Here is a 20803-nt window from a genome sequence, read left to right on the forward strand (position 1 = left end):
AGATCGTAAAGATCTCATCATTGAAAGCCCGGTCGCCCCGTAGAAATTGGAGATTTTGTTCAGGTGTAAGCTCCCCGATCGGCCCATCGAGTAAATCTTGATCAAGTTGAGCATTTGGGAGGAATGAATTACAGGCCACAATGCAGAATAGGCATACAGATAGGACCAGATATACGAAGGATATCTTCTTCATAATTGGATATAATAAGGATATGAAAGGGGTAAACGCAGTCCAGAGGGCTTGCTGAAAAGCAAGTCATTGTGCTGCATAACCTTTTAGAACAGAAGTGCTTAAATCAAGAAAGGAAGTCGAGACGGCGGTCCACGCTGTCCGTAACAGAAGAATGGTAACGTGATGGTGTTCTGACGAGGTTGTCGGAAAACAGGCGTTACGTACGTAAAAGGAACGGCAAAGACAAATTGAAAAATAGGTGTATCCTCGTAGGGAAGGTTTGCCGTTGCCGCTAGCCAATAAAGCTCGTTAGACGTATGTTCATTTGGCTGAAAAGGCCCTTTGCAAAACGGATTGTAGGGGTGTGTATGGACGACAATAGTTCCATTTGATAGACGATGTGCATGTCGAAAAACAATAGCACTGCACTGGATGACCAAAAATAGGCCAAACAGCGCTCGGGCTAAGCGTTCACGATGTAAGCATAACCAGTCGATCATTCACAAACGCCGTATCTCGCTATTCATCAAGGGATCACAGGCTGATTCAAAGATATTAAAATTATAATGGGAATGATTTAATTTATAATGACGGTACGAGGGTATATCACTCAGCCTTTAGAATACTTGTTGGCTAATTGAAATTTTCAGGAGGCATTTTCATGGAAAATCACCCCAAACCAGACGGTACAACGTAGGGTTATGGTTGCCAGATTACTTTTCCATTGATGATTTCCCGTCGACCGTCATTCCAGTTTAGTTGAATTGCATACGGATATAAGCCCGGTTGTGCACCTTGCCAAAGGAATATATTCTTGCCGATTAATACCGGAATAATCGTTTCCAGAATTCGGTTGCCCCTTTGGTTGAAAATCATCAATCGGGCTTCAGCTGGTAAATTTTCTCCGGAACAGGTTACTTCAAATTTGGTATAGGTTGTGGCTGGGTTAGGATAGGTTTTTACTACAATTGGTTCATTCGATTGTTGAGTGTTAATAGTGAGCATATAGGGAGGTTGCGTCCGATTTCCCGCAGCATCCTTACCCACAATAACAAGTTCATAATTTGTGTCTGGCTTAAGTACCAGATTGGCCTTTATGTGTAATTGATTGGCTGATAACGACCTAATTGCCAGCGATTGGGCAGGAATTTTTTCCTGGTCACAGTTCTCGCAACGTTTTAGATAAATTTCAATGGAACTCGTGTCCTGGGGAGCTAACGGGTTCTCATCCAGCAAATACAAATCGATGGTCGAATTCGTACCAACTATCGATTTGTTTTCTTTAATTGAGCCATTGATAAATACATTGAGCGTGGGGCTCACTAAATCCGGCAAGCGATTGACCGGGTAACTACTACTGCCTTCAGCATCGGCCCAGTCAATTTCCAACGATGCCTTATTATTTGTCTCATCGAGTTCGCTGACCTGATTGCCCGGATCAATTACCACCTCTATCTTCTTTAGCGTTTCATCCCTTGGGATTGTATAGATCAACGTATCACGATATCGATAGGCCGCAGCCCGTAAGCTGGTCGTTTTGGCACCGAATCCATTGGTGTGCGTTATGGCTATGGAAATCGATTGACCATCCACAAATCTGCCTAGATTAACACTTGGAATAACGACCTGAATAGAGTCGCTTGTTTTAAGGGTACTACCGGCCACCAACGACTGTATGTAAATACCGTTTGGGTCGACGGCATAATCGGGGTTGAGTAATGGGTAAATACGTAAGGCAGGATCACCCTGAAGTAACATCTCTAACGTAACAGAAACATCGTAGGCATTGATATCTTTCTGATCCATTTCTGCAATCACCTGTTGCTGAACTTCCCCAAATGGACTGCCTAACGTGGCTGGGTCGTTGTAAAGCAGAGCATACAATTTGTTTAAATAGTTGGTCATTGGTTGTTCAAAACTCAGGTAGGAATGGGCTAATATTAGGGCTGATCCTTTGTCTGGTGTTAGTAACCAATCGGTTGATAAGGTGTTGAAGGTGGAAAAAATTTCACCGACACCACATCCATTAAAGACCATGAAGGGGTACGCTTTATTTCGATACCCGTTCTGAATTGGTGACGCAAACCCAAAATTCATATCGGTGATGGCCGGACCCGAGTGACCGAAAAACGTAATAAGACCAACCCCATCATTTACCAGGGGGGCGATCGTTATGTCTTCAACTTCCTGAAAGGCATTTTTCTTGCTGAAGGCACTAACCTGACCGCCCAGGGTACCGTTTTGGAACACATCTCCCAGCTTAGCGAGTGCTGACCGTAAACTTTCCGCTTCTCCAGGTGTTTTCCCCCCGCTTATATGAATGATGTGTTTCCGCCATACTCCATTCGGTTGTGCATGTTCATATTGCTTGATCTTCTCCAGGTAGGTCATGACCTGTTCATTGGTTGTTACGTTCAAACGCCCAGTTGGGATCGAAGGTGTGTTCATTGATTGCCCATGCAGCCCAGCGGTAAGTAGGATGTCCGAACCTGGATAGCCATAGGTTGGTACAAGATCCTCTTTGGTTGTTTTTATGAGGTAAGGGTAACTACACGCCCTTCCCACCAGTAATAAATTGGTAACGGGAGACTGGCTCTGAATGAAGTCGGTAAATCGGCGAATCGCTAAAGGCCCTTTTTCCCCATAATTAAACTGATCATATAACGAATCGGCTTCAACGATAAACGTTTTATAACTTCCCCCTGGCATGGACGAGCGATAAGCCGCATACGCAGTAGCTGACGGTTTGAGCGTAGTATGCGTAATCAGCAGATAAGTTATGTCTTTAGGAAATGCTGATGCGAAGTTCACCGACTGAATGGCAGACGGTTTGGCAACCTCATCACTCACTAAAAGTTGGCGAGTACCTATCAGTCCATCAATTGTCACTTGCTGTTGACCACCTACAGATTCAATGGCCATGCGCCGGCAGGTTGCCTTATCGGTAATATCATAGACAACCGCGTTGGCCGGAGCGTTCTCAATGGCTATGAGCGCCTTCCCCATCGAATTGGCCGGTATTCGAAACACTTTCGAGCGTAGTCCCAACATGTCTATCCGCTGGGGATACGTCAGTTTTACATACGTAATGGAAAAATTAGAAGTGGTATAAAATCCGGCAGGTTTATCCGGCCTGAATTGAAGATCAATGGTCTCATTCTGAATGGACGTTGGGGTAATCCCAAGTTGGAACGTCCGGCTGCTAAACGCGTAAAAGGATAGCGTTGTGACCGGTGATCCTCCATTGGAATCCCTGTAAACCTGAACGGTGTGTTCTGAATTGTCGCGTCCATTAACCATGCCCTCGATCGTAATAGGCGAATTGAGAAGAGCTCTGTTGGTTAAAACCAGGCGAACGCGTCCAATTGAATCGGCAGTCAATAAGGAACCCGACCAGCCTTCTCCGGGTTCATAGTAGCTTTGCTGGATGTAGGGTTCTAGCCCTTTCAGGTTATTGAATGTATAGTCACTAGTAAATGCCTGAACGCTTTCCTCTATATGAAAGGGCTCGGGTTTCAAGCCCTGCGAGGCTAGATTCAACATAGGGATACGGTTACCCAATTGCGCTGGGTTACTCGTTAAGAAATAATAAGCCTCGTCTGAAAACAAGGTTTGGTAGGGATGTAAACGCTTTTGAGGTCTATACACCAGCGAATCCAGACTTCCGTCGTTTCCTTCTGCATAAAATTCGATATAATCGTCTGGGTTGAATTCGCCGTCTTCCTGGCCAACCATATGGATGGCTATTTCCTGCCCCCTGAAAAAAAGTTGTAAATGGGAAGGGTTCGTCTGAAGTATGGCAGCATTTACCCGCTCAATATCCTGATAGGATACTCGATACACACTCGGTTTTTTAATGGTGAACTTGAGGTACTGTTGCCCAGGCTTTATCCATTCGTTCCCAAATCGATTCTGGGCATGAAGTAAGACAGCAAACAGTAAAAAAATAGCGAGAGCTACACATTTTTTCATGCGATCCGAGACCTATAATTGAACAGAAGATTATATACCCAAATGATATGGGTTTGACGTATTGGCAAGGAATATCAATGAAACCTATTCACCCTGTGAGATACAGGTTCCGGATACCGCGAGGGCACTTCTCAAGTAAAACAGCCTCAAAAGAATTAATAAGGGAGTTTATGTATCAGAAATACATACTGGCAACGTTAATACCCAGAGATTCGTGTACAGGTAACTAAAAGTTCATACTTTCAGGTTTGTCCCGTCGCCCCACATACAACGGTAAGCCTTGAAGGGAGGTGGGGCGTTATAGTGTTTAAATAGGAAAGAATGTAAGTTCAACGAATGTCGTACATTTGCCAGTATGGGACGCTTATTCCACTCAACTATTTGCTTTTCGCTGCTCTTAGTGACACTTTTTCCAGGAAATGAGTGGAAGGAGTGGGTAAAAGTCCCGGCATTCTATCGCCATTGTCAAGGGCATCGATCGCCTGATTTAAATACATCCTTGCTGGCAACTCTTTGGGAGCATTACTGGAATTTAAGTAATCCAGATCCTCAAACAGCCGATCATCAGGATATTCCTTTTACAGAAACCAGTAAACCAGTAGGTGGAGAATGGCTTACCCTTGGGCATAATAATGATAGCCCCATCTATCCTTCCTTTTTTTTACCCCTTCAGCCAGCCCTAGCGGGCCATTATCCCTATATTTTGCCCAGTGAGCAGGAACCGTTTCGTTGCGTTTGGCAACCACCTCAATTAAGTTAACTTCCCCTTGCTAGTCCTCCGTGTACCATTCAATGGTCCAGGGGTGTTGCGCTATTCCCTAGCTCATCAGGTTGTAGTGATCAAGGGCTGGGTAAGTTTAGTTCCTAGCGCTCCAGGGTTCATCATCCGGTACGTATAGACTTTGTAAAGTCGTACAACGATGATTGGTATAATTAAACCGTACACACTCCATCTGCGTCTGGAGGCTGGTGTATTCACTCTGATCAAAGAGTAACCAGGCGTACCAATTCTTCTATTGGCTGACGGGCAAATCGCATGCGACATTCTGGCGTAATGGACTTATCAACACAGCAATCCGAATTTTCTTCCTAGAAAAACTAAATAGGGTAAGGTTAATTACAATTTGCTCGGATTGGAAAGCGTTCAATTCCACCAATTTGCCGATGGATTCGGACAGGATTCCAATGGTTGAGGCTATGCCCTAAACTAAGTTATTCCTCTTCGTACATTCAGGTAGGTAACATGTGTCGGATGGTCGTTTGACATAGATGGCTATATCCAGGAGGGAAATTTTCTGCCAAGGTGATCCAGAATTCGCGAGTCACTCCTCAAACAAATTTCATCCCCAACTTACAATTGTGCATTCATGCTTTTCCTTATACATCCCATTCAAACCCTGGTTCGACGGCTCATTTACCGGGGAAAAAAGCTATCAAAACCCCTCCTTAAATGGATGGGTTTTGATGTCTTAAACCGAGCTGATACAGAAAATTTTCTACAGCCCTTTCAGGTCTACACGGTTCCAGCCAATCCGCTTTCCTTACCGGCTATAGTTGATTTTGGAAAACCCGAGCAGAATGTTTTTAAGGAAACGGAGGCTAGCGTGGTCGAGAGTAAAATCTGGAAATTGACTAACACTGAGAGACGGGCAACTCAACTAAGCAATGGGAGTATATTGATTGATACTAAAATCTTGGAGACGGATTATCGGGGCAGTCAGCGTTTAGTCCATAGTATCTTATCCCGGTCGAAACGCCTACCTGTATCAGCCAACACACTGATCGCACCCTGGAGTCATTATATGGATGGCATCCAATTTAGAGGGTATTATGATTTTGTGCTGGGCATTGCCAGTAAAATCTGCCGCCTGAAACAGGGGCTCTCCCCGCTGCAATTTCAGGAGACAGTTGTTGCCTATCCACTTCTGCATACTACCTATGAACACGAGTTTTTAGGGTTACTGGGCTTTCATCCCCAGCGGATTTTAGATAGCCGCGTTTACGATGTTAATTTTCAAAATTGTCTGATCGGCAGTAGTGGTCACTGGTACTATCCAAACCGAGCCGATATTGTTTTGTTGAAGTCACATTTGGAACAGGTCCTCCTACCTAAAGTGGAGACACGTGATCGACTTTACATCAGACGATCAGGCAGGCGAAGAGTCCGAAACGAACCAGAACTGCTGGCAATGCTAAAAAAATATGAGTTTACCATTATTGACGATAAGCCACGTACAATTCGTCAACAGGTAAGTTTGTATAAAAATGCCTCAGTAATTATAGGGCCTCATGGCGCTTCGTTCACGAATTGCATATTCTGCGAGCCAGGTACACATCTGATTGAGTTATTTTCCCCGGCTTACCGCCCTGATTATTTTCGATATATCGCCCACATTATGGGATTAACCTATTCCGCTTATTGCTATGGGAGATTGACTGCTAATCCAATGAGTCAAATGGATGCAGATATACTGGTATCAGTGGATGAGTTAGAGCGGGGATTAGTTTCCTTGTTCACTACGAATCGATTGAGCCAGGATGTTTCCTCGGGCCGCTGGCGACACGGTTGATTCATACTTTTTTATCTGCGGTGAGTAGGTGACTACACTATTCACCTACTCACCGCGTACGCACGAAACCGCCAAATCAGGTATGAAAGTGTTTTTTTTTCTTTGTTTTTTAATGATTCCAGGGGTCAGTGTCGCACAATCTGCCTCACCTGCCTTTGGTTTTCAATATGATCTTAGTCCAACTGTTTGGGTGAATGGAAGGAATTTGCGTAATCCCTGGGTCGGGGGCTTGAATGCAACTCAATACGCAACTGTACGCCTAAACGATGATACACGCGATGATCTGGTTGTTTTTGATCGAACAACTAGTAAAGTCACTACCTTCCTGGCTACTGAAAATCCTACTGGTAATGGAGTGGTCTGGCAATATGCGCCCGAGTATGAAAGTCTATTTCCTGCCATTTCTAGCTGGTTAATCATGGTTGATTATGATGGCGATGGACGAAAGGATCTGTTTACGTTAGGCGGAGGTGCCACCCGAGCCTATCGAAATGTCCTGCAAAACGGTTTAATATCCTTCCAGCTAACGGCTGATCCGATTATGACCATAGGTTTTGCGGGCAGCCAGATACTCTATACTGGATCTACGGATTTACCGGCTATTCTCGATTATGACGGGGATGGGGACGTTGACATTCTGTCGTTTGATCCAACGGGCAATTTGATTGATTACCACCAGAACATGAGCGTTGAACGAACGGGAAAAAAGGAGGGTCTGGATTTTCTGCGAACCAGTTGCCAGCTATGGGGCCATTTCTTAAAAGAGTTCTGCAACGATTTTACGTTTGGCATTCAGTGTGATGGTTCCACCATTCTATCAAAACCGAGTGAAAGAGGATCGAGGGTTAAGCACGCTGGCAACACAATGACTATACTGGATGTGAATGGGGATGGAAAGAAAGATATGTTGTTCGGATTTGTATCCTGTACCAACATTGCCGTCTTATATAACTCGGGAACCAACGATGAAAACGCGAATTTTACTGCTTTCGACAGTCTATATCCCGCTCAGAACCCAGTCAATTTTCCGGCCTACGCAGCCACGTTCTGGGAAGATGTGGATGGGGACGGTATTAAAGATTTACTAGCCTCCACCTTCAGTGACATGAACGAAAACTACGCCTACGACTTTAGGGCATCCGGTTGGTTCTATCGAAACGTTGGTACGAATCAGTTACCCAGTTTTCGATTAGTGCAGAAAGATTTTCTTCAGGATACGATGCTTGATTTAGGTGAAAGCGCAGCACCAGCTCTTGCTGATCTGGACGGGGACGGGGACCAGGATTTATTGATTGGCTACAGTGGCATCCGTTCAGGAACAACATATCGGGCGGGACTCTGGCATTTTGACAATATAGGGACGATCCAGCGTCCAGCGTTTACACTCGTGACGACCGATTACCTGGGCTTAACACATAGCCTGGGATTAAGCGATGTTGTTCCTTCGTTTACGGATGTTGACGGAAATGGTAGCGTTGACCTTGTAGTGACAGGAACAGGCAGAAGTGCTGAAATTCGAGTTTTTCTGAATGCCGCACCGAAAGGTTCAGCGGCTGACTATAAGTCAACGAACGTTACACGATGGCCTAATCCAGGAGGGCAGATGATTCCGGGGGAGCGTATAACTCTATTTGATGTAGACCGGGATGGTAAGGTGGATCTATTGGTAGGAAAAAATGATGGCACGATTCAATACTATCGGAATACGGGTACCACTACGAATCCGGTTCTACTGCTACAGAATCAAAATTTTGGGGGATTTACAAACGATAATTCCTATTACGATCGGGCACGGTCACTGGTAATTGCTGATCTTAACGGTGATCGGAAGAATGAACTTATTGCGGCATCCACCAATGGCCGTATTCGAATTTACCAATTCCCGGAAACGGTAAATCAATCCCTGACGTTGCTAGACTCATTGCCCTCATTACTCCCTCCAGGTAAAGGCTTGATTGCCACAGTAGCTGATTTGGATGGGGATCAGTTGCCCGATTTAATGGTTGGTAGTGTGGCTGGAGGGGTACGATACTTTAAAAACACATCTCAAAAAATTCTCGTCACTGACCTTCCAGAGGAAAGAATAGGCCCCTGGGCATTCCCAAATCCGACGGATCGGTTTATAACTGTTAAACCTCCTTATTCGGGATGTTTGGAAATATTTTCGCTAACTGGCCAGAGGATGTTAGTAGTTCAGGATGTAAATGCTAGTATTGAAACCACAGTTGATCTAAAAGGACTTATTGACGGTATATATATGTTGCGACTATCGAGCAATAATCATGCTACACAAATCCAGAAAGTGCTTATACAATCAAATTAACTAAATGAGTGTATTCAATCCGTCCATCTAAGCAGAGATTCTCTGCATTTCATTGTCTTAAACTAATTGATCAAACTAAAAGGACGTTTGATTTCCCTTGCACTCTTTTCTTTACTACTAAACAGGTTTTATTCAGCAAAAGAGTACATGTCGGAAATTTGCCGAAGCGTCCCGCGACGGCGTACCGTGCCCGGCGGCAGCGGCCTTCCGCCTATTTGTTTGGTTAGGCCCAAAATTATTTAAAACAGTTTCAGGTGTGGGTCAAGGTGAGTCGTAATAGCAAATCGTTTTTGGACAGATTAATCGAGTTCAATCCCGAATTGCTTGAAGGAGCTATTTATATCGATTGTCAAATTCTACTGTATAAACTCGCTGGATGAGTTAACGACGGATCATTCATTGGGTAGAGTTGCCTTGATTTTACAATTCTGAAAACTTTCTAAATAGGAAGTCACTATGCCAACAATACGTTCAGTATTAGATAAGGCTCTTCAGCAGGAGTTTGAAAATCCTCCCCTGTTGAATTATACTCAACGAAAGATTAGTTTTAGTGTAGACGAAGTATTAAGACCTGTTTTACGACAGTTAGAAACACCTGTGAACCAAGTGGGCTTTTTACTCCAGCTGGGGTATTTTAAGCTAGCCTCTCGTTTTTTTACCCGAAATACATTTCGAGCAAAAGATTGGGCCTTTGTGATTAGCCGACTCCAGTTTACAGAGATGCCAATCCGGATTCAGGACTATACCGATTCAACGATGCGTTATCACCGCCAGTTGATTCTAAGCTTTTGTGGAGCCGAACCCTTTCGAGGTAGGATTCAGTTGCATTGTCAACAGGAATCTGATCGATTAATCGAAAAAGGGCTCCCGTTACAGGTTGCGTTTGGTAGCCTTTGTGAGTATCTCCGCAGCCACCGATGGGAAATTCCATCCTATTCTAAACTAGCGGTTTTAATTCATAAATCAGTTAATCACTTCCAGGCTTCAATCGAGGTGAAGTTAAACACTTACCTGCAACCTCATCAAAAAAAACTTCTCAATGATTTATTGGATCAACTTCCTTCAGAAGATGGGGTTACACCGACTAACTCTCCTTTACTGTTAACCCAGCTTCGGGATACCGATGAATTACTGACTATTCGGGCGATCCGTCAGAACGCTGTTCAGTTACGGCACTTGAAAGACCTTTATTACCAATGCCAGCCTGTAATGCAGGCACTTAATCTGCCAGAAGGACTCGTTGAAACATATGCCCTCCAGCTCATGCGAGGTAGGGCCTGGCAGGTTAAGCTTTGGAAAAATAGAGAACTCTATCTCCTCTGTTTTATTGAATATCAATATTTTTATGTCAGTGACGTTTTGATAAAAACTTTCGCAACAGCTGTTCAAGAACATATTCATCAATGCGATCGTAAACGGGAACAGCATCGATTATCCAATTACCAGCAGAACTTAGAGCAACTTCGAACAATCTTACTTTGCTATATTCAGCAGGCCAAATTGATACAGAGCCGCCAGGAGAAAACAACTGATGTTCTGTTTTCATTTATTGATGCCTTATCTGATAGGGATCAGCCAGCAACCCAATTATTTCTTCAGCAACTACCCTATGTAGAAGACCTGTTTGAGCAACTCAATGATCAGGTAAAGGATATAGATTATTTGGAACGTGTGGAAGCTGAATCGCTGAAACTACAGGCACGGGTTGGTGATATCATGCGCCATGTAGAATTTCAGGTGGAGGCTCATGCAACTCCTTTAAAAGAAGCCCTCCTCTATTTTCAGAAGCATCAGGGACAATTGGGCGAAAATGCGCCAATCGATTTTTTACCAGTAAGGATTCGATCAGTAATTAAAAATCAGAAAGGTAAATTACGGGTAAGTCTTTACAAAGCCTTGCTGGCTCGTCAATTGATGCGAGGCTTAAAGAATGGGTTAGTTTATGTTCCAACGTCACATCAACACAGATCAATCGATGCTTACCTGATCGATGAGCAGCAATGGCAAAACCGAAAATCGGATTTGTTACAGCAGGCAAATATGTCCCATTTGACCCACTGGTCTACTGTCCGTGAACGCTTTGCCCTTAAACTGAAAAAGCAACTAAGGGTAACAACCGATCGAATACAATCCGGGAAGAATCAATATTTTGAAAAACGACGAAACAATTCCTGGCGCATAACCACGCCTACTCTGGCAGAGCTTGAGGACGCCGATATTGACTTGTTTCCTCAAGACCGGATCATTTCCCTATTTGAGATTTTAGAAACGGTCAATCGAAGCTGTGACTTTCTGAATTGTTTTGAGTCGGCTCGCAGTCGTCACGGTCCCCAGAAGCCATCCACTTCGTTATGTTTTGCCGCTATTATGAGCTTAGGCTGCAATTTGACGACGGATAGACTAGCCAAAGCGTCTAAAAATATTTCAGCGTCTTCGTTGGAAACCACGGTACGCAATTATTTTAACTCGGCAAATTTAGTACAAGCCAATAATCAAGTCAGTAGCTTAATTGAGCGTATAAGCCGGTCTGGGCTAATTCCACACCTCGATTCCGATCAGCGCACCGCAAGCGATGGTCAAAAATTTAAAGTTATTTTCAATTCAATTCATAGTACCTATTCCGGAAAATATTTCGGAAAAGATAAAGGCATTACGATTTATAGTTTTATCAACAATGTTCATAATTTATTTTACTCAACTGTATTTTCAGCCTCTGACCGAGAAGCCTGGTATGTGATAGATGGCCTGCTTCATAATGATGTAATCCGCTCATCGGTTCATACAACGGACTCTCACGGGGCAACCGAACCAATTTTTGCCGTTTCCTATTTACTTGGCATTGATTTTCAACCAAGAATGAGTCATGTATCTCAAAAATTAATGTACTCCATGGATAATTTGGACATGAATCCTTTAGAACAAATTGGTTGTACGATTGGTCCACCTGTCGATGAACGATTGATTGAGGTACAATGGGATCGTATTCTAAAACTCCTGGTTACGTTTAAATTGAAACATAATCTGGCTTCATTGGTGATGAAACGGTTGAATTCATATGCTGTACATAATCCGTTATACCGTGCTCTTTCAGAATTAGGCAAACTGGTCCGCACCGAGTTTTTGCTCCGTTACATCGATGAGGAGGAACTTCGGCATCAAATTCATCGGCAACAGGAAAAGATGGAAAGTGCACAAGCCCTGAGTCGAGTGGTAGCTTATGGAAATAATGGCGTTTTAAATTACGCCAATCAGGAGGAACTCCAGACGATGGAAGGTTGTAAGCGACTTATTACAAATTCAATTATCTGTTGGAATTATTTGTACCTAAGCCGCCTATTATTACAGGCTAATGAAAGTGAGCGCAAGGTATTAATGCGCATTATACCTCGAAGTTCTCCAGTTGCATGGCAACATATCAATTTTCATGGAGAATTTAATTTTGAAGAAGATTCAATAAGGGACCCTTTAGAACAAACTTTAGATGCAATTTTCTCTTTTTAGGTGAAATAGGGCTTGGAACTATTTACAAAGTTAAACTTCGGACTATTCCTATAATTTATATTACAAACTATTGAATATCAATTATTTAGCTGTATTTCATTGGGATTTTACCCGAAACTTGCTGCAAACCCTAATAATGAGGATATTAGTAAGAATAAATCCGTTTCTTTACTAGCACAAAACTATAATTTTGCTATTTAAAAGGATAAAATTAGTTACTTCTTGTCAATTTAAACGCCAATAATGGGTACATATAAACACTATATGGAAAAAAGTTTCCCTCCTCTCTTTCTATTTAATAATATCAAAACAAAAATTTTGACTGTACATAGCATAACTTACTAATAATTAGTAAGTTATGCTATCAAAAACAAGTTTTAGGGGGTGCTATTACAAGTTTTAAGTGGAGTTCTAAGTTTTTATGCAAGACGAGTTTGAATTTTGCATATAATACCCATTCTCCCCCCCTTTTCTACGTATTCTTTTCAAGAAAAGGGGGACTATTTACTAAAATCACACCAATATTGCCTTTTCTAGAATGAGAAAAACAAGTTCATGGTGGTGTTCTTAACTCAACTACAAGCTAAAACGTGCTAGTTATAATTATTACTAAATAATAGTATTGATAAATAAAATATAGCCTATAGGTTACTAATAATAAACCGATTATTTACTAAAAAACTCTTTAAATATCCTAACAATTAGCATTTTGGTAGTTTATAACTACTGTATTCTGATGGTGACCAACATTCGTACGAATAGGAGATATTTTCATTTTGGCACTCATTGATAGTTGAAACCTATATGAACAATCTCTCAAGCTGTTTTACGAAGTCAATCCCATTAATGTAACGGAATTGCATTCCATTACGCAAACCGTTCCACTCCCACACGCCAGCAACTGTAAAAAGGGCAACGAGTTGACTACTCGCTTGCGCATCGACATTCTTTCGATTTAACTTTTGCATAATAAATCTACCGATACCCATCTTGATATTAGGGACGATTTCTTGCATGTTAGCGACGTTGTTATCAAGTGGAACAAACTCATTTCTTTCCCGCATGAACGCTTGAAGAATATCAAGTTCGTAGGTCGAAAATGTTGTTAAAACCGGATCAGTTTTACCATCAAATGTGCGTAAAATACGAAGTTCGTTTCCATCAAAAGTCCAATCGAATGGCTTAGGTTTTCCAAGTGTAAACATATGATGATAATCATCATCATATGTTTCTGCTAGATCAGTTGATATCTGCTGTGGCATTTTTGAGGGCATATGTTTCTGTTTCAAAGACTTACCATATGTCCATAAACCACGGTCTAAAATAATACTTTCAAGGCCTGTTAAAGTTTTTTCTTCATTAAAGAAATTGCGAAAGTGTAAATAATCACTCCACTGGTTAGACGCAATTCTAGGTAACTCTTTCCCGTTTGTCGTTACGTAAATATATGCTCGGTAAACATGCTGGTCGTAGAGAGGATAAATATCAGGATAGACGCAATGCATAACAAAGAGTGTCCATATAAAACCGAAACCCTTTCGATTGCGAAGATATTTTACTATTTCAGGTTCAGTTGTGGGAAATTCAATTGGAATTTTACTAACGATATCATCGATATGTTCATTAATGTATTCCCAGTTATGCTTTCCAACTGGCGTATGATTATCCCATCTTGCAGTTACACCGTAACGAGTGCCTGTTTTGTCAGTATATATTACGCGTTGTTCTTGTTGCCGTAGACTACCGGTTTTCCATGCTCCAAGCACAATAAATTTCTCCGCATGATTGTGAATGTATAGAAGAAGTTCTCGATAAACTTTGTCAGGATAAGTTAGTAAGTCATACCCATTGGCCCAATTGATAACGTTATCTCTTGAAAGCATGGTTGTCAAGGAAGATTATACGCTAAGATAAAATGACTTTTATATATTGGTAGTTGCAATCTTTATAGGCCGGTTAGCTCATGAAAATTATTTCATGGAACATTTCATACTAATGTCGGCTACTCCCCTATTTTAGGGTTAAAAATACATTTATGAAGTTTGCTTCTGCAACTGACGAGCATATTCTATAATTTCGTTGCAGACTTGGTTTAAATCGACATTCTTTGTATTCAGCTTATTAACTAGTTGACTCAGGTGCTGTTTCAACTCTTCGGTCTTGCCAGCTTTTTCATTTTTTACTGTTCGGCGGGATTTAGTAATTGTATTTTGTTGCTCCTCGGCTTGATTTACTGCTTTTTCTAGCTCAAATTGATTCAAAATTGGCATTGAAAGATTAACCAACTTTCCCAATTGCTGTACTAAGACTTTATCTACTTTTAGTTTTCCTGACAATATTTCCTGTTTGAAAGATGGGTCTAATAGCTCTAATCCTTGAGCATATGCCGCATCGCGTTTAATCGTTTTTTCACTAACATTAAACTGCTTCCCAAGGCGATTTGCTGTTGTTTGTTGGCCCTCCCCTCCTATTTCTGGATCATCATTTTGAGTTCCTTTTGCGGCCTCTGACTCATAAAGGTCATTCTGACCCTTTTGATTATCTCTACTATATTTACCCTTTTCCTGCTTTTCTCGTAAATACCGGAGGCCTCGCAAATAGGACACCTGTTCAGGAGCCAAATTTCGCCTACCCAGTTGATTATCAATCATAAAGAACTTCACCTGCTCAAGCGAAGGGAAGCTCATTAGATGTACTTTAAAATCTAAATGATGTTTCTGACAAATAGCATATCTATTGTGACCATCAATAAGAATATAGGCAGTTGCAGTCGTTCCTAAATCTGGGACATTATCGCCTGTTGTCTCCCATACAAGAAGTGCTTCTCGACAACCGTTCTGTAATATGTTTTCCTCTAACTGCTTATACTCATCTGGTAACAGTGGGGGTATATAGGCAGCTAACTCAGGTAAAACGACAATATGTTGTTTAATGTCCTCATGACGCAGCAAACTTTGATCTTTTATCATTGTTTTTGCATCCAAACCTAATTGATATTTCTTTGCCATGAATAGGTCAATATAAAGGGAACGGTTTTGATTATTCTATGCAACACGTTGCCCGGTTAATTCTAAAGCCAAATTTCGGTAATCGACTGCGCCATGTGAATCTTTTGCATAAGTAAAAATGTCCTGCTGTGCTATTTGGGACTCTTTTAGAGCTACATTTAACCGAATCTCCGAATTGAAAACCGTGAAATTTGTCAAGACTCCTCCTCGAATATAATTAAGCATATCTCTGTGTACATTCAATCGCCTATCGACTAAGGTCAAGACTATACCCTCTACCGTTAATTCATGATTAATACGATCTCGCACCTGCATAATGCGCTCGAACAAGTTATTAATCCCTTTCATAGCCGATGCCTCCGGCTGAAGTGTAATTAAGCACGAATTAGAAGCAACTAAAGCCGAATTAGTGAATATATTAAGTGCGGGAGGACAATCTATTAGAATATAATCATACTGTGATCGTAATCCTGAAATTACATTCTTAAGCTGATTGACCCCTCCTACCGCCTGGACTAATTCCAAATCGGCATTGGCTAATTCTAAATCGCTCGGTGATAAATCGAAATTGTTACTGATTGATACAATCGGCAATGGTTCATTTTTTAATAATGAATGAACTACCTGCTTTTGTGGCTCCTCTACACCTAATACTTGAGAAAGATTGCCTTGTGAGTCTAAATCAATAAGTAATACTCGATTACCTAAAATCGACAGTGCCTTTCCAAGGTTTAACGTTGTTGTGGTTTTACCAACGCCCCCTTTGTGATTTGCTATTGAGATCACTTTTGCCTTACGGGCTGAAAAATCGACGTAACCATATTTTTTAAGAATAGGGTATAATGATCCTAAGTGTTTTGCATTAAGAACCCTCCCACCTGCCAAGGCCTTTGTAAGTGTAGTTGTAGGTATACCTGCTTCTTGTTCAATAACCGAAGCTGATAGTGCTGGATTCTGATGAAAAAACGTAAGTACGTCTGAGTTGGTGATCATAAGCCCAATAGCTAATATTTGTCCTAATATTAGGACAAATATTAGCTATTGTCAAGTAATATGGACTAAATGCTATAATAGGGATGAATATTTACTAATAAATTTAAATCTATGCCTTAATTATGAGTAAAAGCCCGTCTAATTACGAGTAAAGTACCGTCACGGGAATTTTACATTTCTAATTTTTACAAGACAATAGAAGTTGCCTGCTAACTTCTTTTTCCGAAATTTTTCAAAATAGCTCGCTATTAAATTAATTAGCTTAGCATTAATAATATTTACTCTATTAATAAATTAAAGACGCTGTAACTTCCTGATAACCAAATATTTATGAGGGTTAATTACGAGGAAACTACCGTTAATTACGAGGAAACTACCGTCTAACTGCGAGGAAACTACCGTTAATTACGAGGAAACTACCGTCTAACTGCGAGGAAACTACCGTTAATTATGAGGAAACTACCGTACCTACGAGGAAACTACCGTTAACTGCGAGAAAATATCCGTATCTACGAGGAAATAACCGTGAAAGGCCTTTTTTTTCTAAGATTGCCAAACAGCAATGTTATATAAAGTGGTGATTTAAAAGCTATTGAAGATTATATCTGTTCAGCAGTATAGGGTAACTACATATTGCGAGTAGAAGTACGCCAATACTTATAATTTTCAATGAATTACGAGGAAACTACCGTTAAAAGATTGCTTTTTTTACCCCTTTAGGCGCAATTCAAATGAATAATAAATCTATTGCGAGTAAAGTACCGTCAAAATTATAGCTTAATCATGTCCTGAATTAAGTAAAGCCCTTTATTCTTTATTCAGATATTAAGTAGTTCGCAAAGTGACGGGCTTTTACTCGCAATTCATCAAAACAATGCTGCTAATGCTTGGTAGTATTGTAAAAAATCCTCAAATTGAAGGATAGCTTGTAGGCTCAGGAGCTTTTTCTAGTTTTGTAATAAGACTCATATTATATGTCCAAAAGTACTAGGGCTGACGATTCTCAAACCGAATTATTCAGCAACGATTCAGAGTTCCTAGAAGCAGATAGGAGGGCTACGACTCGCCAGATACGGCAAGATAATATGGTTGCCCAGCATAACGACTTAGTTCGCGCTCGTTATGAAATGTCTTTGCTAGAATCACGTTTGTTCGTTTGTCTGCTAGGAAGAATCGATAGAAAGGACAAAGATTTTGTATTATGCCGTATTCCTGTCTCTGAATTATATCCAGATGAGAAAGTAGGAGGGAAGGCATATTCACAAGTACGTGAAGCTGTGGTTCGATTAGCCAGCCGGGTTATTCATGTAGAAACTAGAGATGATCAGGGCAGACGGGAGATTGTTAGTAACCCGCTAATGGCAACTTGCCGTTACAAGGAGGGCTCAGGATACCTAATTGCTCAATTCAACAATTTCGTAAAACCATATCTATTAGAACTTCAAGGTAACTTCACTGTTGCCGAAATACAAACCCTGCTAGGATTTCGGAGTTTTTATTCTTACAGGCTTTATTGGCTCCTCAAATCTTCGGCCTTTCACAATGATAAAATAAAGCTGGAATTAGCTGCCCTTAAAAAAACGTTGAACCTGGAACAACGCTATCAAAATTTTGCCGACTTCAAACGCTTTGTTTTAGATATTGCCAAACATGAGCTGAGTATTACAGACATGGCTTTTGAATATGAGCAGATCAAAGAGGGGAGGGCTGTAGGCTCCCTACTTTTCTATCTGTTACGGCCAGCTGTTATTGCACAAGATGAGATTAAGCTTCCAGAAGGAACCCAGCAAACATTAACTGAAATAGGGATAAGCTTAAAATCCCTTAATGAGATAAAGCTACGCTTTCAACAGGAGCAACTTACGGAAGACTATTTACGATTTGTAATTAAGTATTATCAGGAGGCAAAAAAGAATGGTCGAATCAAATCATCAGCAGGAGCTATCTATAAAGCTTTAATGACTGATCAACTAAACCAAGAGTTTAAAGCCTGGAAAGCTGAACAACCTGTTTATCAGGCACCAAAAGCAGCACCAAAAGCCCAGAATGTGGAAGTAATTGATTTAGAGGTATTAAAAGAACAATTCACAACTTTACAAGGAAAAGGTCTTTCTGAATACAACACCTTTGATGAATATTTAAACTGGATGTTAAGTCAGGAAGAATATGATATGGATATAGTTAATGGAAAAGAGGTATTAACTTATACTGAACTAAAGTAAGTATAGCTACATATAAGGAGGTTTATTGATGTTTGCTATAGCCAATGAAGACGTTTAAATACTTGTCATATAAAATTTACAGCAACTAACATATTTAGAAATAGGATACATATGCATGACATATTTGCTGATTAATTTGATTTAAATACGCCAAAGTATTGAATCAACAGAGGATTTGACATCTTTAAAATCATCGTTTTCCTCTTGCAACCAATATTGTAAAAATAATTTGTGAATAGAAGCTATATCTTCAGCACGGTCGGAGCCATATATTATTTTAGATAACTTGGCAAATTTTTTCTTTGTAGAACTTAAGGAGGTTAATTCTCTAAAATTTTTCTCTTTTTCTTCCTGATTATTTATCGTAATTTGAATTAATTGTTCAGCTTTTTTTTCACTCCATATTATGTCTTCAGGTATCTTCTTTGGAAGATAAAAAACATTGGATAAATAATAGTCCAAATATTGTTTTTGAAGCTCTAGATGCTGTGCTTGGTTTCCTCCGTTTTGGCCTCCATCAACGGAAAATGTGATTTTCTCCCTTGTTTGTTCATATATCTTATTTTGGAGAAAAGGTATAGTTATGTCAGTAGTATTAAAAAAACGCCAATTATAATGTGGTTGTGTCGGTGTCTGATCTCCATCAAAAAAAATGTAAGTTCTTGATTTTACTTCTCGACAATATATAGTCGCAAATTCTTTTTTTATTACAGTTTCACCACCAGGATTAAATTTTACTGTAAATATATTTTTTACATCATCCCCCATTTTAGATAGAATACCATTAATAATTTCTTTTGCTAATATATCTTCAACGATAATATTATAATTTTCCTCAATAGGGAATTCTATGTGGTAAAAAGCCTGTTCAGGTGTTAAATTTTCTTTGATTGAAAATCTACCATTCGTTGGATTTTGATAAAACGCTTTTATAGCTTCTTTAGGTAAACCTTTTACAATCGATGGCGAATGGCTAGTTAAAATTATTTGATGTTTCTTCTTTTTTATTTGATCTAACAGAAAAAGCTTTAAGCGTGATTGAGCCCCAGGATGAAGCGATACCTCTGGTTCATCAAGTAAAATCAATGAATAATTATTAGCATCTAATACTTTTAGAACTAATTTAACAACTGCTACTTCGCCACTACCAGCAAAGGCTTCCGAATATTCAGCATGGGAGGCTTTAAATATAACAGAATAACCTTCATTTCTAAAAAAGGAATGCTCTAAAAATAGAGCTGAAAGGTATTCTTTACCTAAAATAAAAGATATCCAACTAAGTTCTTCAGAAGATAAATGTCTTAGCTTTTTATTGGTTGTTCCAGACTTTGTACGAAAAGATTCTACTTCTCCAGAAAGAACCCTTTTTAATGGTATCGATTTTTTTTGAATAAACTCTTGCTTGTTTCTTGATTTAATGCCTTTTACGTTGCCAAAATAAAAGTACTTATCAAATGCACTTAATTCACCACGAAAGTCAATGTATATAACCTCTTTATCAATAGGTTTGTCACGACCTTTTTTGCCCTTTGTTTTTGCCATGCCTGCCCAAGTTAATGGTCGGCTAGTCTCCCAATAATTTGGATCTTCTCCCCTTTTTATCCTTGCTTTTATTACCTGTTTTACTTCATTTCGTTCGTTTTTGAAAGAATACCAAAAGGAATGTCTTTTTTTTTGCTCATTATAATAGGTTATAGGGTCAATTTTGGTGTCAAACCAAAATTCGTATGGAGTATGATTTATTGGGGCGCCAAATAAAGCATGAAGACATGAGCTTTTACCGCAGCCATTTTGACCAATAAAAACTGTAAGTGGAAAAGGAAAATTTATTCGGGTATTTAGATCAATATTCCGATAAAAAGGGAATTGAATAAAATCAATATACTTTTTTATTTGATTATGTTTCTTGATTTTATCTACTTCAGATATTAACGATTGTAAATTACCGTCCATATAAGCATTCCTCTATGTTATATTGGTGTGTTTAGGAGTAGAATCTAAAATTTCATCTTGCTCACTGGATATTGGGATGCATCTATTGT

General features: G+C 40.2%; 10 protein-coding genes and 1 pseudogene. 5 read left to right on the forward strand and 6 right to left on the reverse strand.

All coding sequences use genetic code 11. The annotated features are described in order from the left end of the window. Positions 1-193 (reverse strand): annotated as a pseudogene (locus tag BGO59_RS26750) (thiol oxidoreductase); the annotation flags it as partial. A 678-nt stretch (positions 194-871) separates the two neighbouring features. Then, complete coding sequence (locus BGO59_RS26755; RefSeq protein WP_293688797.1) at positions 872-4144, reverse strand: C25 family cysteine peptidase; 3273 nt, start codon at positions 4142-4144, stop codon at positions 872-874. Between the two features lie 355 nt (positions 4145-4499). Here BGO59_RS26755 and BGO59_RS26760 point away from each other — a divergent pair, with 355 nt between their 5' ends. The 4 genes from BGO59_RS26760 (at position 4500) to BGO59_RS26775 (ending at position 12538) form a co-directional block, all read left to right on the forward strand. Beyond that, complete coding sequence (locus tag BGO59_RS26760; protein WP_293688799.1) at positions 4500-4904, forward strand: hypothetical protein; 405 nt, start codon at positions 4500-4502, stop codon at positions 4902-4904. A gap of 607 nt (positions 4905-5511) precedes the next feature. After that, positions 5512-6714: a glycosyltransferase family 61 protein gene (locus BGO59_RS26765; RefSeq protein WP_293688801.1), complete on the forward strand. Its 1203-nt coding sequence runs from the start codon at positions 5512-5514 to the stop codon at positions 6712-6714. A gap of 82 nt (positions 6715-6796) precedes the next feature. Next, positions 6797-9037: an FG-GAP-like repeat-containing protein gene (locus tag BGO59_RS26770; protein ID WP_293688803.1), complete on the forward strand. Its 2241-nt coding sequence runs from the start codon at positions 6797-6799 to the stop codon at positions 9035-9037. 456 nt (positions 9038-9493) lie between these two features. Further along, entirely contained in the window at positions 9494-12538 is a 3045-nt protein-coding gene (locus BGO59_RS26775) for a Tn3 family transposase (RefSeq protein WP_293688805.1), read from the forward strand. A gap of 800 nt (positions 12539-13338) precedes the next feature. On the opposite strand, the gene BGO59_RS26780 is transcribed toward BGO59_RS26775, so the two are convergent. The 3 genes from BGO59_RS26780 to BGO59_RS26790 all read right to left on the reverse strand — a co-directional run bounded on the left by BGO59_RS26780 (position 13339) and on the right by BGO59_RS26790 (position 16539). After that, positions 13339-14421 carry a hypothetical protein gene (locus BGO59_RS26780; protein ID WP_293688807.1) on the reverse strand — a complete coding sequence of 361 codons (1083 nt, stop codon included), beginning with the start codon at positions 14419-14421 and terminating at the stop codon, positions 13339-13341. 150 nt (positions 14422-14571) lie between these two features. Next, positions 14572-15546, reverse strand: a complete 975-nt coding sequence (locus tag BGO59_RS26785) for a hypothetical protein (protein WP_293688809.1) — start codon at positions 15544-15546, stop codon at positions 14572-14574. A 36-nt stretch (positions 15547-15582) separates the two neighbouring features. After that, positions 15583-16539 carry a ParA family protein gene (locus BGO59_RS26790; protein ID WP_293688811.1) on the reverse strand — a complete coding sequence of 319 codons (957 nt, stop codon included), beginning with the start codon at positions 16537-16539 and terminating at the stop codon, positions 15583-15585. 974 nt (positions 16540-17513) lie between these two features. Here BGO59_RS26790 and BGO59_RS26795 point away from each other — a divergent pair. Next, positions 17514-18761: a replication initiation protein gene (locus BGO59_RS26795; RefSeq protein WP_293688813.1), complete on the forward strand. Its 1248-nt coding sequence runs from the start codon at positions 17514-17516 to the stop codon at positions 18759-18761. Between the two features lie 141 nt (positions 18762-18902). Here BGO59_RS26795 and BGO59_RS26800 read toward each other — a convergent pair whose 3' ends face one another. Continuing rightward, positions 18903-20714, reverse strand: coding sequence for an AAA family ATPase (locus BGO59_RS26800; protein WP_293688815.1), 1812 nt, complete (start codon positions 20712-20714; stop codon positions 18903-18905). Positions 20715-20803 lie beyond the last annotated feature (89 nt).

This window comes from Spirosoma sp. 48-14, from assembly GCF_001898575.1.
Classification (GTDB): domain Bacteria; phylum Bacteroidota; class Bacteroidia; order Cytophagales; family Spirosomataceae; genus Spirosoma.